Raw genomic sequence first — 21,244 nt, forward strand, 5'->3', positions numbered from 1 at the left:
GCACGGAAGCCTAAGGGGCCGGCATACCTACCAACCACCGGAGGTACCCATGAAAACACGTTTCCTCGTAGCTCTGCTCCTCGGCATCGCCCTGTCCGGCTGCGCCGGGCAGAAGCCTTCCGGACTCCCCCTCGATACGATAACGCAGAAAGCCTCCGCCGGCCCGCTCTCGGCCAGCGAAGCCCGCATCATCACCGATAACGACGCGGCGTTTCTCTCCAAATTACGGATGATCGAAGGAGCCCGCACTTCCATCGACCTGATGTATTACATCTACGCGGACGACCAGAGCTCGTCGGTGCTGACCAAGGCGCTCATCGACGCGGCCCGTCGGGGGGTGACGGTGAGGCTCCTCGTCGACTACCACACCAACTACAGGCACCTCGACCTCTTCTCCCTTGTGGAAAAAGAGAGTAACGGCAACCTCCGGGTGAGGTTCTACAACCGGCCGACGCGGAACATTATCAAAGATGCCGTCTATCTGACCATGGGATGCTCCCGCGAGACCGCAGCGGCAAAACCGGAGGCATGCAGCGCCGAGAAGTTCGCCGCCATCGACCGGCTCTTCGCCGACGAGACCATCGATGGCAGGCCGGCAACGGACCGGAATATCTCCAACCTGAACATCGGCAATTCGGGGCTCTTCCTGTCGGGGCTCTACTCCAAGCGGGGGGACGTCATGGCGCTCGCCAGCCAGAGCGGCCAGCAGATCGACGTCCAGAGCATGCAGGGGGGAGCCCCGCCCACTGCCGACCAGAAGGAGCAGATGAAAAAATTCAGCAAGGTCTACTGGGAGTCGCGAACCGGCGCGCCGTTCCAGCGGCTGACGGCCAATGCCGAGCTTTTCTTCGCCTTCACCATGTACGGTGGCCAGCTCAATCCCATCAAGGAGACCGTCTCCTCGCTCCTCCCCATCGACAGGAAATTCTCCGACGACGAGGTGCGGGACTGGGACCACCTTACCGACTACCTCCACCACAAGCTCCTCTTGGTGGACGGCATGACGGCCCAGATGGGGGGAAGGAACGTGGAGAACTCCTACCACATGCGGCCGAACCCGTTGACCAGCAAATACGTCTTCATGGATACCGACATCCACGTTGTCCTCGCCACAGGGAGCGACGCCATTCGACAGGCGTTCGACTCCCTCTGGAACTTCGACACCATGGTCGCCACTCTGGATGAGGTACGTCACCACGCTCCCAACGACTTCGTCATCAACCTGAAATACGCCGAGAACAGATGCCGAATCATTGAGGGGAAAGAGAAACGTGAAGCCTGTATCCGGAAGGAACAGCAGGAAAGCGTTCACACCTTGGACGAGCGGATGGCCGACTGCCGCACGACCATGGAGGAGAACGCTCGCGCCTACCGCGAGACCTACCTCCCCACCATCCCGCAGCAGCCTGCACCGGGTTTCGCCCTTGACAGCGGCAGCGTCCTCGCCTACCTGGAAAACCTCCCGTTTGACCGGGCACTTCCCCCAGAAAAGCGGGTCCGCACCTACGGTGCCCCTGTCGGGAAGGAGGCCGAAAACGGAAAGTACATCCACGACATCTGGATCAAGGAGATCCCGGCGGTCTGCGCGGTGGCCACCCCCGATGCGCCGAAGCGGATCGTCCTCCACAACGCCTACTTCTTCCCACCCGCCAACCTCACCCATGAGCTGAGCCGGATGGTGAACGGCGACTACGACTGCTCCAATGTCACCGTTACGGTCCTCACCAACTCCATCCAGACCACCGATCTCAACGTGGTGAACCTGGCCGCCCGGCACTCCCTCAAGGCGTTCTCCGAGTTCTACCAGCAGAAGAGTGACCCGGCGAAACGGGCGAAGTTCGACTACTTCGAATACCAGCCCCGGCCGGAGGAACCTCTCTCGCTCCACACCAAGGTTTCGGTCTTCGGGGACGACGTCACCATCGGCTCGGCCAATGCCGACGTCCGCAGTTTCATGATGGACAGCAACAACGTCATGCTCGTCCGAAACGCCCCCGGCTTTGTGAAGGAGTACCTCGCTTTCGTCCAGGGGATTCTGGATGACCCGGCACGGGCTAGGAAGCTCAACGACTACTTCGTCACCACCCCCCGCGACGTGATCCTCCAGGAGGACCTGGCGACATTCCGGCAGATCCTGGCCAAGTATGGGGTCGACCGGAAGCTGAACGAGGGTGAGCAAAAAGAGATCGAAGGACGTTTCGTACAAATGCTGAACGACTCCTACGAACTGACCAGTGCATCCATCGACACCGGCAGCACTGCGGCCAAACGGCGGGAGAAACAGGACAGCTTCAACGAAGAGTTCAAACCGATCTAGGGAGGATCGTTCCATGGACACGACACGTTTGAACGACATAGGCATTGGAACCCCCATCTCTCCTAGGGTTTTCTTAGCCTTTGCGGCAACTGCAATCATTACCGGCTTCCTAACGACCACCGCAGCAAGCGAGGAGTTCAGGCCCCTCAAGCTCCCACAGCAGTCGGTTTCACCCTACCAGCAATACCAGCCGCCTCCCCAGCAGACGCAGCAGGGGGTGGACGAGGCGATCTACGAGAACTTTGCCCGGGAGGTAAGCGGGATGACCGCGAAGCGGAAGAAGAAGCTGATCGCGAACTTCTCAGCGAAACGGGATAGGGCCATACGAAACCGGCAGGCGGACCAGAGCCTGCACTACCAGAGGCTCCTGGAAATCCTGAAAAAGTAGGGAGGAAGCCCCATGAAAACGATGGTAACACTCCTGCTCATCTCACTCGGGTTTGTGGCCGCCGTCGCCGCCCACGGAGAGACGGCGGAGGAGATCGAAAAGAAATACAGCTACGGCGAGGTGGCCAAGACTGCCCAGCAGTTAGGCATTGAAGCACCCCGAAACGAAAAGGAATTCGAGATGCTGGTGAATTACCGCCACGAGCAGGACCACAACAAGCTCTACGAATGCGCGATGCTCAGCGTTTGCCTCCTCATCTCGCTGGTCATCGTCCTGCGGTTCATCACCTCCAAGCCCATCTATTCGTCAACTCACATCGTTAATGCCGTTGGGCTGATTTTCATCATCTTCGGGACGATCTTCCTCGTCCTGCTCACCGATTCGGAATCGCAGCTGACAGCCTCCATGGGGATCATTGGAGCCGTCGCCGGCTACCTCTTCGGGACGATGCGCAGGGGGGAGGAGGGGTCCGGCGGTGGGGAGAAAAACTCATGAATAAAGCGCTTCACACCACCATTTTCATCCGCTGCCTCGTCATCCTGATGCTGTCCACTACTCTGGCGGGGTGCGTCGGCAACGGCCAGTACCGCACCTCCTACCAGCCATGCACGATCACCGCGGAGAAGGGGGCGTGCGAGACGGCGTCCCTCGAGGAAAACGACGACTACCTTCTTGGCTTCGTGGAGTTCGACGATCAGGGATGGCTCTGGGACCGAAAACAGGCCGACGCGGTGGTGGACCGGCTTCTCGCCCGTGATGCCCTGGAGTCGGGGCTCCTCATGGTCGTCTACGTTCACGGCTGGCGCCACAACGCCTCCCCCGGCGACGACAACGTGGCATCGTTCCGGGAAACCCTCCGGCGCATCCACGCCTATGAGCACATTGCCAGCCAGAATGAGGGGCGCCAGGAGCGGAAAGTGGCCGGAATCTACGTCGGCTGGCGGGGACTCTCCGCCGATCTGGAGCCGATCACGACCCTCTCCTTCTGGGACCGCAAGAACACGGCCGACAAGATCGGCCACGGTGCCCTGACCGACCTCATGGTGCGGCTTGAAGAGGTTCAACTTTCCCACCTCGCGGTCTACGATGAAGGGAAGAACCGGCTGGCCCGAACCAAGCTGATCGTCGTCGGGCACAGCTTCGGCGGGCAGATGGTCTACTCCGCCCTCTCCCAGATCCTCATCGACCGGTTCTCAGGTGTGGAGGGAGAGGAGCCCCAGACCTTCGGCGACCTCGTAATCCTCGTCAACCCCGCCTTCGAGGCCGCCCGTTTCACCCCGCTGCACGACCTGGCCGGCGTACGGAAATGGTACCCCGACGGGCAGCTTCCCCTCGTGACGCTCTTCACGTCGGAATCGGACCAGGCGACCGGGGTGGCGTTCCCCCTGGGGCGGTGGTTCTCAACCCTGTTCGAAAACTACCGCGATCCAAACCAGGAACTGGCGGACCGGCAGACCGTGGGACATTTCCAGCCATACCGGACCCACGAACTGCGCCCACGCCCGGAGAAAGGGAAGCCTGCCTCGCCAATGGCTGAGGCCGAGCAGAAGACCGCCGATTTCCGTGCCGTCCAGTCGGCGCGGCAGCAGTGGATCGATCTTTCCTCCCGCAACGGCTGGTCTCTGGAACTGGGAGGGGCGCAACTCAGCCACCTCGGCACGTCCGTTTCCCGCAACCCCTTCTATGTGGTGTCGGTAGACAAACGGATTATCGACGGCCATGGCGACATCTGGAATCCGACGTTTCTCGAATTCCTGCGGCAGTTCATTCTCTTCACGACCATCGTCAAGGAGTAGCCATTCGGGAGCGAAACGCTCCATATAGGGAGAAGCCATACATGAGCATGATACTTTTCGGAAACGACGTCCTTTTTCAGCAGCGTTTTCTCAAGGCCGCAGGATTTTATACCGGGGACCTGGACGGGGATTGGGGACCGCTCACCGATGGGGCAATGACGTCATTCGAAAAGAAATCACGGGAGATAACAGCCGCTCTTGGCACGTTCGATTCGCTGTCGGAACGGTCCATTCTCACACTCAATCCCAAGGCTCAGGAAGCGGCACGGGCATTCCTCAAGAAGGTGCGCGACGCCGATATCGGCGGCATCCGTATCGTCTCGGGGACCCGCACCTACGCCGAGCAGAATGCCCTTTACCGCAAGGGACGCTTCGGGAATCCACCGCCGGTCGTCACCAAGGCCAAGGGGGGTCAGAGCAACCACAATTTCGGCATCGCCTGGGACATCGGCATCTTCCAAAACGGGCAGTATCTGGACAAGCCGGACCTCTACGAGCGAGCCGCCCGTATCGGCCTCGTCGACAGCCTCGAATGGGGCGGAGACTGGAAAAGCTTCAAGGACCTCCCCCACTTCCAGCTTGCCACGGGGAATCCGATCAAGTTAGTCTGCGCAAAGTTTGAAAACGGACAGGCCTATGTGTAATCGACATCCGATTGAAAACCTGGTAATAGCCCCATAATCGGATATGATATGAGAGTTAGCAATAACGGTTTAATTATGCAGCGATAAACAAGCGAGGTATTCCATGGGCGTCATGATGCAGGCATTCTACTGGAACTGTCCCCGGGAAGAGAACCGGGAAATGGCATGGTGGAAAGAAGTTGCACGCAGGGTCCCCGAGTTGAAGCAGGCCGGGTTCACCTCCCTCTGGCTCCCACCCGCCAGCAAGGCGGCCAACATCGGCGGGATGTCCATGGGGTACGACGTCTACGACTATTTCGACCTCGGGAAGTACGACCAGAAAGGGTCCATCCCGACCTGGTACGGCACCGAGGAGGAACTGAGGGGGGTGCTCCGGACTCTCCACGACCACGGGATGAAAGGGTACGCGGACATAATCCTCAACCACAACAACGGTGCCGACGAGCAGGAGTACAACCCGATCATCGGTACCATGCGCTGGACCCGGTTCCGTCCGGCAAGTGGAAGGTTCCCCCGTGACTGGACTCATTTTCACCCCTCCCCCTATGAGGCCGCCGATCCGAGCAGGTTCGGCGACATGCCCGACCTCTGTCACATCAACCCCCGGGTAAGCGCCGGTATCCTGGAGTATGCCCGCTGGCTCGTGGAGGATGTTGGGTACGACGGCTTCCGCTACGACTTCGTCAAGGGGTTCAGCGGCTGGATCATCCGGGCGATCCATGACATGGAGTACAAACGGGGAGGAGAGCCGGTCACGATCTTCGGGGTGGGAGAGTGCTGGGATGATGATTTTTCCATTGACCGGTGGCTCGACTCGGTCAACCCCTGGTCCCCCCACCAGGCGGGAGCCTTCGACTTTCCGCTGCGGTACCGGCTGAAAGATCTCTGCGACAGCTACGGTTACAGCCTCCGGAACCTGGTCGCCGGCGGGACCCTCATGGAGGATCGCCCATTCGAGGCGGTGACCTTCGTCGACAACCACGATTTCCGCGACGAACAACCGGAAATTGCCAACGACAAGATGCTTGCCTACGCCGTCATCCTGACTCACGAAGGATACCCCTGCGTCTACTGGAAGGATTACTACCGGTATGGCCTCGGCCTGACGGGTGAAGCCAGCGGCATTGAGGCACTTGTCCGGGTGCACGAGGGATATGCCGGCGGAAACACGACGACCCTCCACTTGGACGACACTCTCTACGTCATGGAGCGGGAGGGGTTCAACCGACAGCCGGGGCTTGTCTTCGTCCTGAACAACGGTAGGGAATGGCAAAAAAAATGGGTCCGTACCCGGTGGAACGAAACGACCCTGCACCCCCGGGCCTGGCGTGGAAAGGATTCGCTCGGCGAACCAAGGCAGCAGACAACCGGCAGCGAGGGATGGGTGGAGGTGGAAGCGCCACCGCGGGGGTACACGGTCTACGTCCCCTGATCGCTGTCAGACGACCTCGTCCAGCAGCCGCCTCAAAGCCTCTGCTCCCGTCACCGGCGGCCGGCAGGCCTCTTTCGCACAGACGTAAGCCGTTACTCGTCCATCCAGTTCCCTGAACGACGGGTCACCTGCTACGTGACGCAGCAGCAGTCGGGGGATGAAACAACGACCGATGACCCTAAGCATGGCCAGCATCTCCGGGTCGTCGCGGTCCCCGGCCAGAATGATCTCTACGGTGGGGCCGAGCAGGTAGTCGTATGCCATGAGTAGGCAAAGGTAGCCCACCGGCTGGCGGATCGCCTTTCCCATGGCGGAGCGAAGAACCGCCTCCCCCGCCGCGGCCAGGTCGTTGGCGTCGGTAATCACCCCTAGCCTGAGGAGGTTCAGGGCTGCCAGGGAGGTCCCGGATGGGGTGACGCCATCGTAGGGATTCACGCTTCGCCCGAGCGCCGCCTCCGCGTCGCTCCCCGTATCGAACAGTCCACCTGATCCTGGGTCCCGGAAGAGTGACAGCATCTGCCGGCTAACCTGGACCGCTTCCTCAGGGTAGTCCGAGGCAAGGGTCACTTCGTAAAGAGCGATTAGCCCTGAGACAAACGCCGCATAATCCTCAAGAAAACCGGGAACGTCTCCCCGCCCCCCGTGGTAACTACGGAACAGACGGCCATTGCCGTCCATAAGTCGCGACCGGATGAAGTCCGATGCCCGTTCCGCCGCCACACGCCAGCGGACCTCGCCGGTCGCCCCATAAAGCCGTGCCAGGGCGGTAATCATGAGACCGTTCCAGGCGGTCAGCACCTTTTCATCCCGGAACGGTATGACTCGTTCGTTCCGGGCCGCCAGGAGCCGCTCCCGCCACCTTGCCAGGTCAGCCGCCAGCAGGTCCGAGTTCACCCCTTCCCGTCGGGCTGATTCCTCCAGGGAAAGCGGGAGGTTGAGGATATTTCGCTCCTCGAAATTTCCCGACTCCGTGACACCGAACAGCCGGCAGCAGAGAGGGGCGTCATCCCCCAGAACCGCTCCGATCTCGGCAGGGGTCCAGACGTAGTACTTCCCCTCCTCCCCTTCCGTATCCGCATCCTGGGCCGCGTAAAATCCCCCTCCAGGCCCGGTCATCTCCGCCAGAACAAAGCTGGCAATCTCTTCCGCCATCTTTAGGAAATCCCGGCCGCCGGTGGCCTGGAATGTCTCGATGCAGGCAAGGGTTACCATGGCCTGGTCATAGAGCATCTTCTCAAAATGGGGGACCAGCCACTGCCGATCGACGCTGTAACGGTGGAGCCCAAAGCCGATCTGGTCGAAGATGCCGCCCTGCCGGATACGGGCAAGGGTCGCCGTGACCATGGCGAGCGGGGTGGCATCGCCGGTGCTCCGCCAGATGCGGAGCAGGAACTGGAGGTAATGGGGCATGGGGAACTTGGGAGCGGTCCCGAATCCGCCCCAGGTCTCGTCGTACATCTGGCGCAATTGCCCATATGCCTCCGCCAGCACGCCATCTCCCGGCAGTTCAGCGGGGGATGGACCGCCGAGCCGGGTCAGTGCCACCATGACCGATGCGCAACTCTCCTCGATCCGGTCCCGCCCCGTGCGCCAGAGCTCCGCCAGCTTCTCCAGGAGTTCGATCACCCCCGGCATCCCCTGCCGTGGTGTTTTAGGGATATAGGTAGCGGCGAAGAACGGCCGCCGGTCAGGAGTCATGACGATAGTGAGGGGCCAGCCACCGCTGCCGGTCATCATCTGGGAGACAGTCATGTACCGGTCATCGATGTCCGGCCGCTCTTCACGGTCCACCTTGATCGCCACGAAATGTCGGTTGATGACCGCCGCCACATCGGGGTCCTCGAAGGATTCGTGAGCCATGACATGGCACCAGTGGCAAGTGGCATAGCCGATGGAAAGAAAGATCGGCTTATCTTCCGCCGCAGCCCTGGCAAACGCCTCATCCCCCCACGAGTACCAGTCCACCGGGTTCTCGGCATGCTGGAGGAGATAGGGACTGGTGGCGAAGATCAACCGATTGAAGCGCTCTCCCCCGTCAAGGGGAAGCCCTCGCCTATCCACATTCACATGCCGGTGCACGACGGCATTGCCATCGCCCCGGAAATCAGTGCCTTTCATCACTCATCCATTCCACCACTGTCGTTGCCTTCCAGCATAACTATACCAGAGATTGCGCTGGCGCCATCCACCCATCACGGACATTTCATGGTATAGTTGAACACTGGCCGTCCATGCCATTTGTTGACGGTACACCCCCTTCAATCGACGCCCAAAGGACTCAATCCATGCGCAGAATCGTGATGTTTTTCATGCTGGTAAGCACAGCCGATTATTGCCAGGCTGCCGAGTTGACCATCGGCAACTTCAGCGCTGGAGACCTGACTGGATGGAGCGACAAAACCTTCTCGGGGAAGACCGAATATTCGAAGGTCACGGACGGGGAAAAGAAGGTTCTCAAGGCCCACAGCCGCAACTCAGCCTCCGGACTCGTAAAAAAAATAGTGCTCGACCTGAAGCAATACCCCCTCCTTCGCTGGTCCTGGAAAGTGGAACACACCCTCAAACATGAAGACGTCACGAAGAAAGCCGGGGATGACTTTGCCGCGCGAGTCTATGTAATCTTTCCGCGCACCTTTTTCTGGCGGATGCGGACCATCAGCTATGTGTGGGCACACAAAATGCCGAAAGGTTCCTCAACACCAAGCCCCTATACCTCCAATGCCATTATCGTGGCGGTCGAATCGGGAGACGAAAAGGCCGGGCAGTGGATAAGCGAAGAACGAAACATTTTTGAGGATTACCGCAAGGTTTTCGGCGAAGACCCACCCCCAATCGGAGGCATCGCCATCATGACCGACACGGACGACACGAAGGACGAAGTGAACGCCTGGTACGGGGATATTTCGGTTGCAGGACCGTCTTCACCCTGAATTTTCCTTTCTCCACCCTGCGCCTACCCGAGAGGGCGGGGAATAACGGTTGCTCCTCCCAGCTAAGGGGTATTGGGGGGGATAAGAGCTGAAGTTCATCTCCACGTAAAATAAAAAGCCCCGCCGGGATAAACCGGGCGGGGCGTGCACGTAGCAGTGAATCGGGGGGGATCAGCCGATGATCTTCGACAACTTGACCCGCTGCTTTTCCAGTCGGGCCTGCCCCTCTTCGATCGCCTTAAGGAGGTCCTTCTTCGCATCGTAGGCCATGTCTTTCCCCTTGTCGAGGATGTCGGCAGCCTTTTCTCCGACCGTATCCACCATATCCGAAATGGTGTCGGAGAAATCATCCACAATGTCTTCCGTCTTATGCTTTACCTTCTTGGCGTAGCGGGTAATATCCTTCCGGGTCTTTTTCCCGGACTGGGGTGCGAACAGCAGAGCAAGCCCCGCCCCGATTACCCCGCCAGCCACCAGCATGAGCGCGCCTGCCGCTACCTTGTTTTCGTTGTCAGCCATTGCCTCTCCTCCTTTTGATGTCGTGCCTTAACTATATCCCCGAATATCTCACATGCAAAGGAGCCATGCAATTTTTTCCGTACATGAGACAACTCCCCTCTTAGGCTGCCGATGGGCATCATTTCTCTCTCGTTCCGCACCTGTAGCGGTTGGGCATGCCACTGCCGGAAGTTGCGGTACTCCAAAAACGGGGATATAATTATAGCAGGTAAAACACCCAACAGTCAGCAGGAAAGGGGGAGGGATCCCATGACAACCACCGAGATCGCCAAGAACATCAGGAACGAACGTACGTCCGACACGCAGTTTATCAGCTGGTGGCGGAAAGAAGAGGACTTCCTCGACTACGACCTCATCGATCGGTTCCTCGAAAATGCAGGACAGAACAGGGAAGTGGGGGGATACGAACTGCTTACTACGGAGCAGATGTGGGAACGGTTGGAAGGCGTCTGTGGGAAACGGATCATGAAGACCCAGAAATCAGGGGAACCGCTCATCGAATGGGATACCAAGGGAGGGGTCAGGACCTGCCCCTACACACCGAAATCGATGATCGAAATTTTCGATGTCGAGACCAGGGGGAATGTGGTGGACTAGCTGTTCCTCCGCCCTGATGACACGTACATAAATAGAGGGGACTGGATGACCAGCCCCCTTTCGTTTTCTTTACCCTAGCCCTTCAACTCTTCCTTCAACCCTTCCACCACCGCCTTTACCTCCGCCACCATCTCGGCGGCCTGGGGGGAGGTTTCCATCTTCAGGTAGAGTTCCAGGTACTTGATGGCATCCTTCACGTGTTCCTGGTCCATATAGAGGCTGCCAAGGGTGAGGTAGGCCAGCGTGAAATGAGGGTCGAGACGGATCGCCTCCAGGCACTCCTTCTCCGCCTCGTCGAAATCACCCAGGTCGTAGTACAGTTCGCCCAGGTTGAAACGGGCTGCCGCGTCCTCCGGGTCGATTTCGATCCCCTTCCGGTAGGTGGCGACGGCCTTCTCCCGGTCACCCAGCCCGTACCATGCGTCCCCCAGGGCATTGTAGGCAAAGACGTTGGTGGGATCGATCTCCAGCGCTTTGTTGTATGCCTTGATGGCATCTTCGCCCCGTTCCATGCTGTTGTACACCAGCCCGATGTTCACGTAGCCGTCCGCTTCCTTGGGCGCAATCTCGGTAATCCGCTTGTAGACCTTGAGGGCCTCCTTGTGGCGACCCAGTTCGAAATAGATATCGCCGAGGGCGGTGAGCGCATCCGTATCCTCCGGTGCGAGTTTGAGCCCCTTCTCGTATGCCACTATTGCCTCTTCCGGCTTCTCTGCGGCGGATAGGGCATCTCCCAGGTTGAAGTGCCCCTCCGGGTTAGATGGCTCCAACTGGATGCAGCTACCAAACGCCGCAGCCGCTCCCCCATGATCCCCCGCCTCCAGACAGGATATCCCCTGCGCCAGATATTCATCAAATGTCGTCGCCATCGCAGCCTCCGTGGTCATTGTCAGTATGGGCAAAACTATATCAGAAAGGTATGGCTATTGCCAGTACAACCACATTGTCCACGGCTGGAACGTCACCTCCTTTCTGAAACGCAAAAAAGCCCGCCGCAGATGCAGCAGGCCGTTAGGGGCGATCATACGGAGTAAATCGCTACTGGCTTTTTTCGTTGAGCTGCACCACGTCCTCGCCGCTGCTCGCCTTCTTGAAGTTCCTGATGCCGCTCCCCAGGGCTTGCCCCAGTTGGGGAAGTTTTCCCGGGCCAACGACCACCAGCATGATGACCATTATAATAACCAATTCCGGCATGCCGATTCCAAACATATCCATTCTCCTCATTGAATTGATGTAGGGGCGCCCCTTGCGGGTGCCCATCCGGGCGGAAGCAAGGCCCGCCCCTACCCGAATGCCCTACGCTGCCAGAGACTGCTCCCGCACATCCACCCCGCTTGCCCGGAGTTCCTCCACCAGCTGGCCAGCGACCTGCTCCAGACGGTCATGCAGGAGGGGGGACAGTTCGTGCCCCGCATCCAGCGAATCGGGGATCACCCCGAACAGGGTCAGCCGTTCGGGACAAAAGCCGCGCATCTCGCTGATGAGGAGCATCTCCTGAATGCCGATCTGGTGGGGTGAGAGCTTGACCGGCAGCCGACTCAGCATTATGTCGTCCAGGTTGAAGCGAAAGACCTCTCCCGGCCCCCCCTCCGCCTCCACCGTATCGAGGATGTAGACCTGCTCCGCCTCCTCGAACTTATGGGTAACCATGATGCCGAGGGTTCCCCCGTCATAGAGCTCCACGCTGTCGGGAAAGACGAAATGTTCCTGGAGATAGCGGAGACAGTGGACGCCGAACCCCTCGTCGGAGAGGAGGAGATTGCCGGCGCCGAATATAAGTGTTTTCATAGTGTTACCTCGTGGATAGCCAGTTATAGGACGTATAGGTCCCATAGGTCCTATAAACGACCCTACAGTACCTTGATTTTCGTAATCTCTTTCCCCGCCGGATCAATCGTATGCACCGCGCAGGCAATGCAGGGATCGAAGGAGTGGATAGTGCGGAGTACCTCCAGTGGCATATCTTCCTGGGCGACCGGGTTCCCCACCAGGGACGCCTCGTAGGGACCCATGACCCCTTTCTCGTCGCGGGGTGACGCGTTCCAGGTGGAAGGGACAACCGCCTGGTAGTTCTTTATCTTCTTGTTGTCGATCACCATCCAGTGGGACAGAGCACCGCGGGGCGCCTCGTGGAACCCGACCCCCTTGTACTCCCCCTTGGGGATCTCAGTGTGGTTGGCATAGGTCTTGTCCCCTTTGCCCAGGTTGGCCACCAGCTTGTCCAACTGCTCCAGGGAAATGTCCGCCAGGAGATGGGCACGGATGGCCCGGGCTCCGAGACGCCCCATGGTAGAGTGGATTGCGCTGACCGGCACGCCGATCTTGGCGCAGGTGGCATCCACCAGCTTTTTCACCCGGGCGTTGCCGCCGGCGTAAGCGGCCAGCAGCTGGGCCGGCGGCCCGACCTGAACCGGCTTCCCCTCGAAACGGGGGGACTTGCACCAGCTGTACTTGCCGTTCTCCTGGAAATCGGTGTATTCGGGTTTGGTCTCCCCTTCCCAGGGATGATGGGTACCCGCCCCTTCGTACCAGGCGTGGGCCACCCCCTCGCTGATGTTGTTGATCAGGTAGGGGTCCTGGTGAGTGGTGATCGCCTTGAAACTCGCCAGATTCCCCCCCATGATGGTCCCGCCGTTCAGGGTGAATTTGGTGTTTTTCGTATCCTCGGGGAATTCGGGGACCGCCAGGTAGTTGGTCACGCCGGCGCCATACTTGAACCACTCCTTGTAGGCAGAGGCAATGGCCACCATGTCCGGGTAGTAGACCTTCTGCACGAAGTCCCGGGTCTCTTCCATGAGGGTCCGCAGATAGACGATCCGCTCCATGTTGAGGGTCGCCATGTTCTCCAGGTTGACGGCAGTCGCCACCCCACCCACCACTAGGTTCTGGATGTGGGGGTTCTTTCCGCCGAGGATCGCCACCGCCTGGGCCGCCTTTCGTTGGTAATCCAAGGCCTTGAGGTAGTGGGCCACCGCCATCAGGTTCGCCTCCGGGGGGAGTTTCATGGCCGGGTGCCCCCAGTAGCCGGAGGCGAAGATGCCGAGCTTCCCTCCCGCCACGAACGCCTTCAGCTTCTCCTGTACCGCCCGGAATTCCTTCTCGCTGTTCCCCGGCCAGTCGGAGATACTCTGGGCGAGCTGGGCAGTCTTCTTCGGGTCCGCCTTCAGGGCGGCGACGATATCCACCCAATCCAGGGCCGAGAGATGGTAGAAATGGACGATATGGTCCTGCACCGAGTGCTGGGCGATCATGATGTTCCGGATGTACTGGGCGTTGAGGGGCACTTCCACATTGAGGGCGTTCTCCACCGAGCGGATGGAGGAGATGGCGTGAACCGTGGTGCAGACGCCACAGAAGCGCTGGGCGAAGCTCCAAGCGTCCTGGGGGTCCTTCCCCTTGAGGATCGTTTCGATGCCGCGCCACATCTGGGCCGACGACCAGGCCTTGGAGACCTGCCCGCCATTCACCTCCACGTCGATGCGGAGATGCCCCTCGATGCGGGTGATGGGGTCTAGCGTAATGCGTTTGGACATATATGCTCCTTAGAAACAGAATTTTTGATTATGAAAAAGGTGTTACCGGTCCCCAGTCCCGGGTCCCGGACTACTTCCCCTGCGGCACCGCCCCCGGCGGGAGGCCGACCGGCTCCTGGGCATGGCCGTTGGCTCCGTGCTTATGCGGGTTGGGAAGGACCGGGAAGACCTTCACGAGCACTTGGTAGCCGAGGATTTCCAGGGCGATTACGCCAACGGTGATCATCACTTCGGCAAAGGAGGGGAAGTAATGCCACCCCTGACCAGGGTTGAAGCCGATGAGGTAGACGTTGAAGCGATAGAGCCCCCCCCCCAGGATGATCATGGTGGCGGTGATGAAGAGCCAGCGGGGTGAACGACGCATCCGCCGGCTGAAGAGGATCATGGAGCCACCGGCCACCAGGCAGAACTCCAGCAGGAAGAAACAGGAGTAGAAGTCGAACTTAAGGGCATTAACGATCTGCCCCCGATGGACCAGGTCGCCGATCCGCACCGACAGCCAGATAACCGTGAGCCAGGGGATAATCCGGGAAAGACCGGCCAGCTCGTTGTATTCGATCTCACGTTTGAAGGCATACGAAGATATGATCGACTCCATGATGACGATGGCGTAGCCAATGTAGATACAGTTGATGAGGAACAGGAGTGGCAGGAAGCCGGTATGCCAGAGCGGGTTGAGCTTGGTGGCGGCGATGAGAAGCAGCGAACCGAGGGACGACTGGTGCATGGTCGGCAGGGTTATGCCGAGTACGATGAAGAAGACCAGCACCTTGTCGAGCCTTGGCCGGAGCCAGGCTGCTGCCGCCCGCACCCATTCCAGCCCCGACGCCAGCTTCGCTTCGTCAGGCACCAGGCGGGGATGGAGCCAGGCGGACACCTTGCGGAGCGTCTCCCCCCGGCTGTTCTCCAGGGACCAGAGCACCGCCGGCAGAAACTCGATGACAAGCACCGTGGAGTAGGCCATGACGCAGAGGGCCACCTCGAACATGGCGGAGTTGATCTGCCAGCGGGCCGGCATGAAGAAACCGTAGGAGTTCCAGTAGCGCCCCAGGTCCACCATGACCGAGAAACCGGCCAGACAGTAGCCGAACAGGCTCGTCAAGAGCGCGGAGCGGATGAGGGGGTGGAACTTCCAATGGTTGCGGATGTAGATCAGGATCGCCATGGCATAGCCGCCGCAGGCGATGGCGGTCCCCGTCGCCACGTCGTAGGCGATCCATATCCCCCAGGGATAGCCGTCGGACATGTTGGAGACAGCGCCGATCCCCTTCACGTAGCGGACGCCGATGTAGTAGAAACCGATAATAACCAGGGTGAGCAGGACGAAGAAGGACTTGGTGAAGATCTTTCCCTCCAGCCTGATGAATTCATCGTGATGACCGGCCATTATTCACCATCCTCCTTGTGTCCGTTCTTCTCCTGCCCCTTCTGGTTCTTCAGGGCGATGAAGCAGAGTGTGGAATAGAGCGCCACCGGCGCCACAAACCCCTTGTAGATGGTGTGCTGGATCTTTTCCGAGAACTCCGCCGGGGCGTTGTCCGGCAGGGTGGGCAGGCCGAGCTTTTCAAAGGAAAGCGCCGACAGGTAGAGGTGGTTGGTCCCCCCCAGCTCATGCTCGCCGTAGACGTGGTGGATATAGCGACCGGGATTGTCCTGGAGGCGGTCGTGGGCAATCGCCAGGAGGTCCTTCCGCTTGCCGAAGGTGATTGCCCCCACGGGGCAGACCTCGGCACAGGCGGTGATCCCCTTCTCCCGCAGGTTGGTGTTCCTGCAGAGATCGCACTTGACGATCTGGGGAAGGGTTTTCTCCCACTGGAACTTGGGGATGGTGAAGGAGCAGGCCACCTGGCAGTAGCGGCAACCGATGCAGGTATCCTTGTTGTAGTCCACCACGCCGGTCACCTTGTCCTTGGTCATGGCGCTCACCGGACAGACGGAGACGCAGGACGGCTTCTGGCAGTGCATGCAGGAATACTTGACGTAGGACCAGCGGCTGTCCGACTCCTTGCAGAGCTTGATCAGGGTGCGGGTGCTTCCTGAAAGATCCTGGGGGGCATCCCAGAGGCCGTCCGGGTCGAAGGAGGCCCGTTCATAGGAGAGGCTGCCGTAATCGCCGTTGACCCGCTTGCAGGTCGCCATGCACGCCTTGCAGCCGACGCACATGGTGGCGTCGTAGAGCATGCCGAGAGCCTCGTTGTTGGCCCCCCCCTTTTCGGACCCCATGGCCGGCACGCTGCTCGCCAGGAGGGTCGCCCCCCCGAGGCCGAGGAGCTTGAAAAAATCGCGCCTACTCTGACTTTTCATGCTTGTCCTCCTCGGCGGGACCGTCCTTGGGAAGCTTCTTGGCCATCATGGCCCCTGCCCCCAGTGCCGCGCCGGCGGCCAGACCGAGGATGCCAGTGGTCAGCGGGTCGGCACCTTTCCCCTTGTCGCGCAGGTTGACCGGCGCGTAGGTGTCCGGCGGCGTCGGCTCGTGGATCTGCACCTTCTCGGCAATCGGCAGTTTGAAGAGAATATCCGGCTCGGTGCAGCCGATGCAAGGGTGCCCCACGGAAACCGGCCAGGCCCCCACGTCGTTGAACCTCTGTACCGAACAGTTGGCGAAGGTCTCCGGCCCCTTGCACCCCAGCTTGTAGAGGCAGTATCCCTCGGCATGGGTTGCGTCGCCGTAGGCCTTGGCAAAGCGGCCGGCGTCGAAGTGAGGGCGCCGCTCGCAGTGTTCGTGAATCTTCCGGCCGTAAGCGAACTTCGGCCGTCCCAGGGAGTCCAGGTCCGGAAGCCGGTTGAAGGTGAGGTAGTACATCACGGTGGAGAGGAAATTGTAGGGGTTGGGGGGGCAGCCGGGAATATTGATGATCGGCTTGTCCTTGATGATATCTCGCACCCCCACGGCGCCGGTCGGGTTGGGGGCGACCGACTGGATGCCGCCGTAACCGGCGCAGGTGCCGACGGTAATGATCGCCGCCGCCCCTTCGGCAGCATGGTGCAAGGACTCGATGGCGGTCTTCCCCGCCACCTTGCAGTAGATGCCATTGTCCTTTGTCGGGATCGCCCCCTCCACCACCAGCAGGTATTTACCCTTGTTGGCCTGCATGGAGTCGTGGAGCGACTTCTCCGCTTGGTGGCCGGAACCGGCCATAAGGGTCTCGTGGTAGTCCAGCGATATCATATCGAGAATGAGAGATGCCACGGTAGGATGGCTCGAGCGGAGCAGCGACTCGGAGCAACCGGTGCATTCCTGGAAGTGAAGCCAGATAACTGCAGGATTCTTGTTGGTTTCCACAGCCTCGGCAATGCGCGTGTGCATGGCAAACGGCAGCCCCATCATGGCGGTCGCCGTCACGCAGGTCTTGATGAAATCTCGGCGCGTCACCCCCGCGCACAACAGATCGGTTTCTTTCTTCTTCATAGCACCTCCTCGCAAATTCATATCCGTGGCGTATACGGCAACAGTCGTGCCAATTCTCCGCGTACAGACGGCGATGGGGGAGCCGGCTGTAACACGCCGGAATGAGGTACCGTTTGTCCGAATCGGCAAAATCGGTAAAAAAAGTCCGCCAAAGCCACTTGATTCCTTTTGTCACACAATGTATCATTTTGGCCACAATTGACGAGTACCTAAGGAGTCTGCCTCTATGGCATCTGCAAACATTCTGATCTGCGACGATGAAGCGGGTATCTGCCGGTACCTGCAGAAGATATTCGCGGCCCGCGGTCTCCGGGTCGAGACCTTCGGCGATGGTGCAGGCCTCCTCGGACGCCTGGCGGGAGGCACGACGGATGACGCCGACCTCCTTCTCCAGGATGTGCGGATGCCCGACATGGACGGCATCCAGGTGCTCAAACGGGTGAAGGAGCTCCGGCCGGCCCTGCCGGTGGTAATCATGACCGCCTACGGCACCATCGATGCGGCGGTGGAGGCGATCAAACTCGGCGCCTACGATTACGTGACCAAGCCGTTCCCCAAGGAGAAGATTCTCAGCGTCATCGACAACGCCCTGGAGAGGGAGATGCTCCGGCGGGAAAACCAGGTGCTCAAGGAGGAACTAAATCGCCCCGGCATGCCCGAGCATATCGTCTTCACGAGTCAGAAGTTCCGGGAGGTGTACGACCTCACCCTGCGGGTGGCGGCGAGTTCCGCCAACATCATGATCCTGGGGGAATCGGGGACGGGCAAGGAACTGATCGCCGGCACCGTCCACGACAACAGCACCCGCAAAGGGCAACGCTTCCTCTCCCTGAACTGCGCTGCCCTCACCGATACCCTCCTGGAAAGCCAGCTCTTCGGCCATGTGCGAGGGGCCTTCACCGGCGCCGTCACGGCACAGAAGGGGCTTCTAGAGGAGGCCGACGGCGGAACCCTGTTCCTGGACGAGATCGGCGACATCAGCCCGGCCGTGCAGGCCAAGCTCCTGCGGGTCATCCAGGAGCGGGACTTCATCCCGGTCGGCGCCACCAGGCCGAAGCAGGTGGATATCCGCTTCGTGGCCGCCACCAACAAGGACCTTGAAAAGGAGGTCCGGGAAGGACGTTTCCGGGAGGACCTCTACTACCGGCTCAACGTCATCACCATCAACCTCCCGCCACTCAGGGAAAGGAAGGAGGATATCGAGCCGCTCGCTCTCCATTTCCTCCGGAAATATGCCCGGCGCATGCAGAAAGAGATCGCCGGCATCGGCGAACACGCCCTGCAGCTCCTCGTTGAGTATCAATGGCCCGGCAACGTCCGGGAACTGGAAAACGTCATGGAACGCGCCGTGATCCTGGCACGGGGGAACCTGATCACTGCCGACGTCCTGCCGGTCAGATCTGCCGACATCCTGCCCACTGCCCCGCCCCCCCCTACCCGCCTGGTCTCCCTGGAAACCCTGGAACGGGAACATATCGAGCGGATACTGGCCAGCACCGGCTTTCACAAGAGTCGGAGCGCCGAACTGCTCGGCATTTCGCGCAAGACCCTGGACCGGAAGATCGTTGAGTACGGTCTTTCCTTCGCCCGGCCGGCCGGCTGGCAACCGGACGGGGATGACGCCTGATGCCGGGCCTCCGTTTTCCCATCAAGCTGAAGCTGACCGTCGCAACCCTCCTCCCCCTGTCCGTTGCCATCATCAGCTGCTGGCTGACCGGCATCATCATCATGAACAACAGGATTACCGACCAGGCCCGGCAGAAGGTGCGCAATGATCTCAATTCGGCACGGGAGATTTACAACCACGAACTCGACCACATCCGCGACGTGGTCAAGTTCACTGCCAGCGCCCCTTACACGGCCGGAGCCCTCGCCAGAAACGACCTGCCGAACCTGTCCACCCTCCTTGGCCCGCTCAGGAAGAACGAAAACCTCCACATCCTCACCGTAGTTGACGCAAACGGCGTGGTCCTTTTCCGGTCAAGCAATCCGCAGGCACGGGGAGACGACCGCTCCCGCGACCCTCTTGTGGCACGAGCCCTCAAAGGAGAGGTGCTGACCGGCACCATTGTCATCCCCCCCGCCGAGATGGCACGGGAAGGGGAAGAGCTTTCCCGACAGGTCGCCATCAAAGTCGTGGCCACACCCCATGCACGGCCGAACGACACGGACATTGAGCGGGCAGGCATGCTGATGGCGGCCGCTGCACCGGTCAGGGATGAAGCCGGCAACATACTCGGGGCACTCTACGGCGGCGTCCTCCTCAACAACGACAATACCCTGGTGGACAGGATCAAGAAGACCGTCTACGAAGGGAACAAATACAAGGGTCAGGATGTGGGAAGCGCCACCATCTTCCTGCACGACCTGCGCATCGCCACGAACGTCCAGACCACCAGCGGCGAACGGGCCATCGGCACCAGAATGTCGGAAGAGGTCTACAATCGTGTCATTCTGGGGGGGAAGAAATGGTTCAGCCGGGCCTTCGTAGTCAACGACTGGTACTTTTCCGCTTACGAGCCGATCCTCTCCCCGGAAGGGGTCCCCATAGGCGCCATTTACACCGGCATGCTGGAGAAACCCGCCACCGCCACCAAGTTGAGCATGAGTCTCCTCTTCAGCAGCGTCCTTCTCATGGGAACTCTCCTCGGGCTGGCGGTATCGTGGTTCATAGGTTCACGGCTGGCACGCCCCATCCGTGAACTGGAGACCATGGCCCGGCGCGTCACCACCGGCGAGCGTGACCTGCGCCTGACCGTGACGTCCCGGGACGAGGTCGGCGACCTGGCGGCGGAATTCAACGAGATGACCCGGGCTCTGGCCCAGCGGGAGGAAGAGATCGGCACCCTCAACCGGGACCTGGAACAAAAGGTACGGGAGCGGACCGCCCAGCTGGAAGAAAAGAATTTACTCCTCGTCAGGACCCAGGAAGAGCTGGTACGGGCCGCCAAGCTGGCGGACATCGGCATCCTCGCCTCGGGGGTGGCCCACGAGATCAACAACCCCCTCGCCATCATACGGGGAAACACGGAACTGTTGCAGATGGGCATCCCCCCTGACGACTCCTCCCGGGAAGAGGTGGACACCATCGCCCAACAGGTGGTCCGGATGGAGCGGATCGTCGGCGGCCTCCTCCAGTTCGCCCGCCAGGAGCGCAAGCGCCTCGGACGCGTGGATATCAACCAGGTCCTGGCGGAGATCCTGCGCCAGGTTGGACACCAGGTCCCTCTGGAACGGATCACGGTCCGGCAGGAGCTGGTCCCATCCCTGCCGGAGGTGCAGGGGGACGAGGAGCAGCTGCGCCAGGTCTTCACCAATCTCATCCTCAACGCCATCCAGTCCATGCCGGAGGGGGGAACCCTGACCGTGACAACGGAACCGGCCGATGACGCGAGACTGGGGGTAGAGGTGCGGGACACCGGCAGGGGAATCCCCTCCGCCGATCTGGAAAAGATATTCAACCCCTTCTTCACCACCCGTCCCGAGGGGACCGGGCTGGGGCTGTCGGTCTCCTACGGCATCGTCAAGGAACATCACGGGACCATCGAGGTGACGAGCCGGGTCGACAGCGGCACCACTTTCCGGGTCCTCCTCCCGCTAAGCCAGGATCCCCCGGGGAAGGACATCGGGAGTTGACCGCCACGGTTTCTTCGGGTACAAGGTAACGACAGTACAGCAC

At 60.3% G+C, this 21,244-nt stretch carries 19 protein-coding genes; 10 read left to right on the forward strand and 9 right to left on the reverse strand.

Translation table 11 applies throughout. The features are described from left to right. The first annotated feature begins 49 nt into the window (after positions 1 to 49). From LDN04_RS15530 to LDN04_RS15555, 6 genes are all read left to right on the forward strand, one after another. Positions 50 to 2,317: a hypothetical protein gene (locus tag LDN04_RS15530; RefSeq protein ID WP_223912672.1), complete on the forward strand. Its 2,268-nt coding sequence runs from the start codon at positions 50 to 52 to the stop codon at positions 2,315 to 2,317. Positions 2,318 to 2,330: 13 nt separating this feature from the next. Continuing rightward, positions 2,331 to 2,705 (forward strand): hypothetical protein, encoded by a 375-nt coding sequence (locus tag LDN04_RS15535; RefSeq protein WP_223912674.1) that lies wholly within the window; start codon positions 2,331 to 2,333, stop codon positions 2,703 to 2,705. Positions 2,706 to 2,717: 12 nt separating this feature from the next. After that, positions 2,718 to 3,200 carry a hypothetical protein gene (locus LDN04_RS15540; protein ID WP_223912676.1) on the forward strand — a complete coding sequence of 161 codons (483 nt, stop codon included), beginning with the start codon at positions 2,718 to 2,720 and terminating at the stop codon, positions 3,198 to 3,200. After that, positions 3,197 to 4,501 (forward strand): alpha/beta hydrolase, encoded by a 1,305-nt coding sequence (locus LDN04_RS15545; RefSeq protein WP_223912679.1) that lies wholly within the window; start codon positions 3,197 to 3,199, stop codon positions 4,499 to 4,501. Before LDN04_RS15540 ends, LDN04_RS15545 begins: the two co-directional genes overlap by 4 nt. Before the next feature lie 41 nt (positions 4,502 to 4,542). After that, positions 4,543 to 5,145 (forward strand): M15 family metallopeptidase, encoded by a 603-nt coding sequence (locus tag LDN04_RS15550; RefSeq protein ID WP_223912681.1) that lies wholly within the window; start codon positions 4,543 to 4,545, stop codon positions 5,143 to 5,145. A 103-nt stretch (positions 5,146 to 5,248) separates the two neighbouring features. Further along, positions 5,249 to 6,577: an alpha-amylase domain-containing protein gene (locus LDN04_RS15555; RefSeq protein WP_223912684.1), complete on the forward strand. Its 1,329-nt coding sequence runs from the start codon at positions 5,249 to 5,251 to the stop codon at positions 6,575 to 6,577. Positions 6,578 to 6,583: 6 nt separating this feature from the next. On the opposite strand, the gene LDN04_RS15560 is transcribed toward LDN04_RS15555, so the two are convergent. After that, a complete protein-coding gene (locus LDN04_RS15560; RefSeq protein WP_223912690.1) occupies positions 6,584 to 8,695 on the reverse strand; it encodes a thioredoxin domain-containing protein in 2,112 nt (703 codons plus the stop codon). Between the two features lie 167 nt (positions 8,696 to 8,862). Between LDN04_RS15560 and LDN04_RS15565 the strand changes: the two genes are divergently transcribed. After that, on the forward strand, positions 8,863 to 9,507 hold the full coding sequence (locus tag LDN04_RS15565) for a DUF3047 domain-containing protein (RefSeq protein WP_223912695.1): 645 nt from the start codon (positions 8,863 to 8,865) through the stop codon (positions 9,505 to 9,507). Between the two features lie 171 nt (positions 9,508 to 9,678). On the opposite strand, the gene LDN04_RS15570 is transcribed toward LDN04_RS15565, so the two are convergent. After that, complete coding sequence (locus LDN04_RS15570; RefSeq protein WP_223912699.1) at positions 9,679 to 10,026, reverse strand: YtxH domain-containing protein; 348 nt, start codon at positions 10,024 to 10,026, stop codon at positions 9,679 to 9,681. A 249-nt stretch (positions 10,027 to 10,275) separates the two neighbouring features. Here LDN04_RS15570 and LDN04_RS15575 point away from each other — a divergent pair, with 249 nt between their 5' ends. Then, positions 10,276 to 10,623, forward strand: a complete 348-nt coding sequence (locus LDN04_RS15575; RefSeq protein ID WP_223912703.1) for a hypothetical protein — start codon at positions 10,276 to 10,278, stop codon at positions 10,621 to 10,623. Positions 10,624 to 10,697: 74 nt separating this feature from the next. On the opposite strand, the gene LDN04_RS15580 is transcribed toward LDN04_RS15575, so the two are convergent. The 7 genes from LDN04_RS15580 to LDN04_RS15610 form a co-directional block, all read right to left on the reverse strand. Then, entirely contained in the window at positions 10,698 to 11,492 is a 795-nt protein-coding gene (locus LDN04_RS15580; RefSeq protein WP_223912707.1) for a lipopolysaccharide assembly protein LapB, read from the reverse strand. 169 nt (positions 11,493 to 11,661) lie between these two features. After that, the gene (locus LDN04_RS15585) at positions 11,662 to 11,832 is read right to left on the reverse strand and encodes a twin-arginine translocase TatA/TatE family subunit (RefSeq protein WP_223912710.1); all 171 of its coding nucleotides are present in this window, start codon (positions 11,830 to 11,832) and stop codon (positions 11,662 to 11,664) included. 87 nt (positions 11,833 to 11,919) lie between these two features. Beyond that, complete coding sequence (locus tag LDN04_RS15590; protein ID WP_223912719.1) at positions 11,920 to 12,411, reverse strand: HyaD/HybD family hydrogenase maturation endopeptidase; 492 nt, start codon at positions 12,409 to 12,411, stop codon at positions 11,920 to 11,922. 62 nt (positions 12,412 to 12,473) lie between these two features. Continuing rightward, complete coding sequence (locus LDN04_RS15595; RefSeq protein WP_223912722.1) at positions 12,474 to 14,156, reverse strand: nickel-dependent hydrogenase large subunit; 1,683 nt, start codon at positions 14,154 to 14,156, stop codon at positions 12,474 to 12,476. A gap of 70 nt (positions 14,157 to 14,226) precedes the next feature. Beyond that, positions 14,227 to 15,543, reverse strand: coding sequence for a Ni/Fe-hydrogenase cytochrome b subunit (gene hybB, locus LDN04_RS15600; RefSeq protein ID WP_223912724.1), 1,317 nt, complete (start codon positions 15,541 to 15,543; stop codon positions 14,227 to 14,229). Then, positions 15,543 to 16,460 (reverse strand): hydrogenase 2 operon protein HybA, encoded by a 918-nt coding sequence (gene hybA, locus LDN04_RS15605; RefSeq protein WP_223912726.1) that lies wholly within the window; start codon positions 16,458 to 16,460, stop codon positions 15,543 to 15,545. The genes hybB and hybA overlap by 1 nt, the downstream gene beginning before the upstream one ends. Then, positions 16,444 to 17,565: a hydrogenase small subunit gene (locus LDN04_RS15610; protein WP_223912727.1), complete on the reverse strand. Its 1,122-nt coding sequence runs from the start codon at positions 17,563 to 17,565 to the stop codon at positions 16,444 to 16,446. The genes hybA and LDN04_RS15610 overlap by 17 nt, the downstream gene beginning before the upstream one ends. A gap of 226 nt (positions 17,566 to 17,791) precedes the next feature. Here LDN04_RS15610 and LDN04_RS15615 point away from each other — a divergent pair, with 226 nt between their 5' ends. Beyond that, entirely contained in the window at positions 17,792 to 19,192 is a 1,401-nt protein-coding gene (locus LDN04_RS15615; protein WP_223912729.1) for a sigma-54 dependent transcriptional regulator, read from the forward strand. Beyond that, on the forward strand, positions 19,192 to 21,201 hold the full coding sequence (locus LDN04_RS15620) for a cache domain-containing protein (RefSeq protein ID WP_223912731.1): 2,010 nt from the start codon (positions 19,192 to 19,194) through the stop codon (positions 21,199 to 21,201). The genes LDN04_RS15615 and LDN04_RS15620 overlap by 1 nt, the downstream gene beginning before the upstream one ends. The last annotated feature ends 43 nt before the right edge of the window (positions 21,202 to 21,244 follow it).

This window comes from Geobacter sp. AOG1, assembly GCF_019972315.1.
In the GTDB taxonomy this organism is placed as follows: Bacteria; Desulfobacterota; Desulfuromonadia; order Geobacterales; family Geobacteraceae; genus Geomobilimonas.

Coding starts and splice junctions, on each gene's coding strand:
- LDN04_RS15535 (WP_223912674.1), top strand. CDS start 2,331: ATGGACACGACACGTTTGAACGACATAGGCATTGGAACCCCCATCTCT.
- LDN04_RS15530 (WP_223912672.1), top strand. CDS start 50: ATGAAAACACGTTTCCTCGTAGCTCTGCTCCTCGGCATCGCCCTGTCC.
- LDN04_RS15560 (WP_223912690.1), bottom strand. CDS start 8,695: ATGAAAGGCACTGATTTCCGGGGCGATGGCAATGCCGTCGTGCACCGG.
- LDN04_RS15545 (WP_223912679.1), top strand. CDS start 3,197: ATGAATAAAGCGCTTCACACCACCATTTTCATCCGCTGCCTCGTCATC.
- LDN04_RS15555 (WP_223912684.1), top strand. CDS start 5,249: ATGGGCGTCATGATGCAGGCATTCTACTGGAACTGTCCCCGGGAAGAG.
- LDN04_RS15610 (WP_223912727.1), bottom strand. CDS start 17,565: ATGAAGAAGAAAGAAACCGATCTGTTGTGCGCGGGGGTGACGCGCCGA.
- hybB (WP_223912724.1), bottom strand. CDS start 15,543: ATGGCCGGTCATCACGATGAATTCATCAGGCTGGAGGGAAAGATCTTC.
- LDN04_RS15595 (WP_223912722.1), bottom strand. CDS start 14,156: ATGTCCAAACGCATTACGCTAGACCCCATCACCCGCATCGAGGGGCAT.
- LDN04_RS15565 (WP_223912695.1), top strand. CDS start 8,863: ATGCGCAGAATCGTGATGTTTTTCATGCTGGTAAGCACAGCCGATTAT.
- LDN04_RS15550 (WP_223912681.1), top strand. CDS start 4,543: ATGAGCATGATACTTTTCGGAAACGACGTCCTTTTTCAGCAGCGTTTT.
- LDN04_RS15570 (WP_223912699.1), bottom strand. CDS start 10,026: ATGGCTGACAACGAAAACAAGGTAGCGGCAGGCGCGCTCATGCTGGTG.
- LDN04_RS15580 (WP_223912707.1), bottom strand. CDS start 11,492: ATGGCGACGACATTTGATGAATATCTGGCGCAGGGGATATCCTGTCTG.
- LDN04_RS15575 (WP_223912703.1), top strand. CDS start 10,276: ATGACAACCACCGAGATCGCCAAGAACATCAGGAACGAACGTACGTCC.
- LDN04_RS15540 (WP_223912676.1), top strand. CDS start 2,718: ATGAAAACGATGGTAACACTCCTGCTCATCTCACTCGGGTTTGTGGCC.
- LDN04_RS15620 (WP_223912731.1), top strand. CDS start 19,192: ATGCCGGGCCTCCGTTTTCCCATCAAGCTGAAGCTGACCGTCGCAACC.
- hybA (WP_223912726.1), bottom strand. CDS start 16,460: ATGAAAAGTCAGAGTAGGCGCGATTTTTTCAAGCTCCTCGGCCTCGGG.
- LDN04_RS15585 (WP_223912710.1), bottom strand. CDS start 11,832: ATGTTTGGAATCGGCATGCCGGAATTGGTTATTATAATGGTCATCATG.
- LDN04_RS15590 (WP_223912719.1), bottom strand. CDS start 12,411: ATGAAAACACTTATATTCGGCGCCGGCAATCTCCTCCTCTCCGACGAG.
- LDN04_RS15615 (WP_223912729.1), top strand. CDS start 17,792: ATGGCATCTGCAAACATTCTGATCTGCGACGATGAAGCGGGTATCTGC.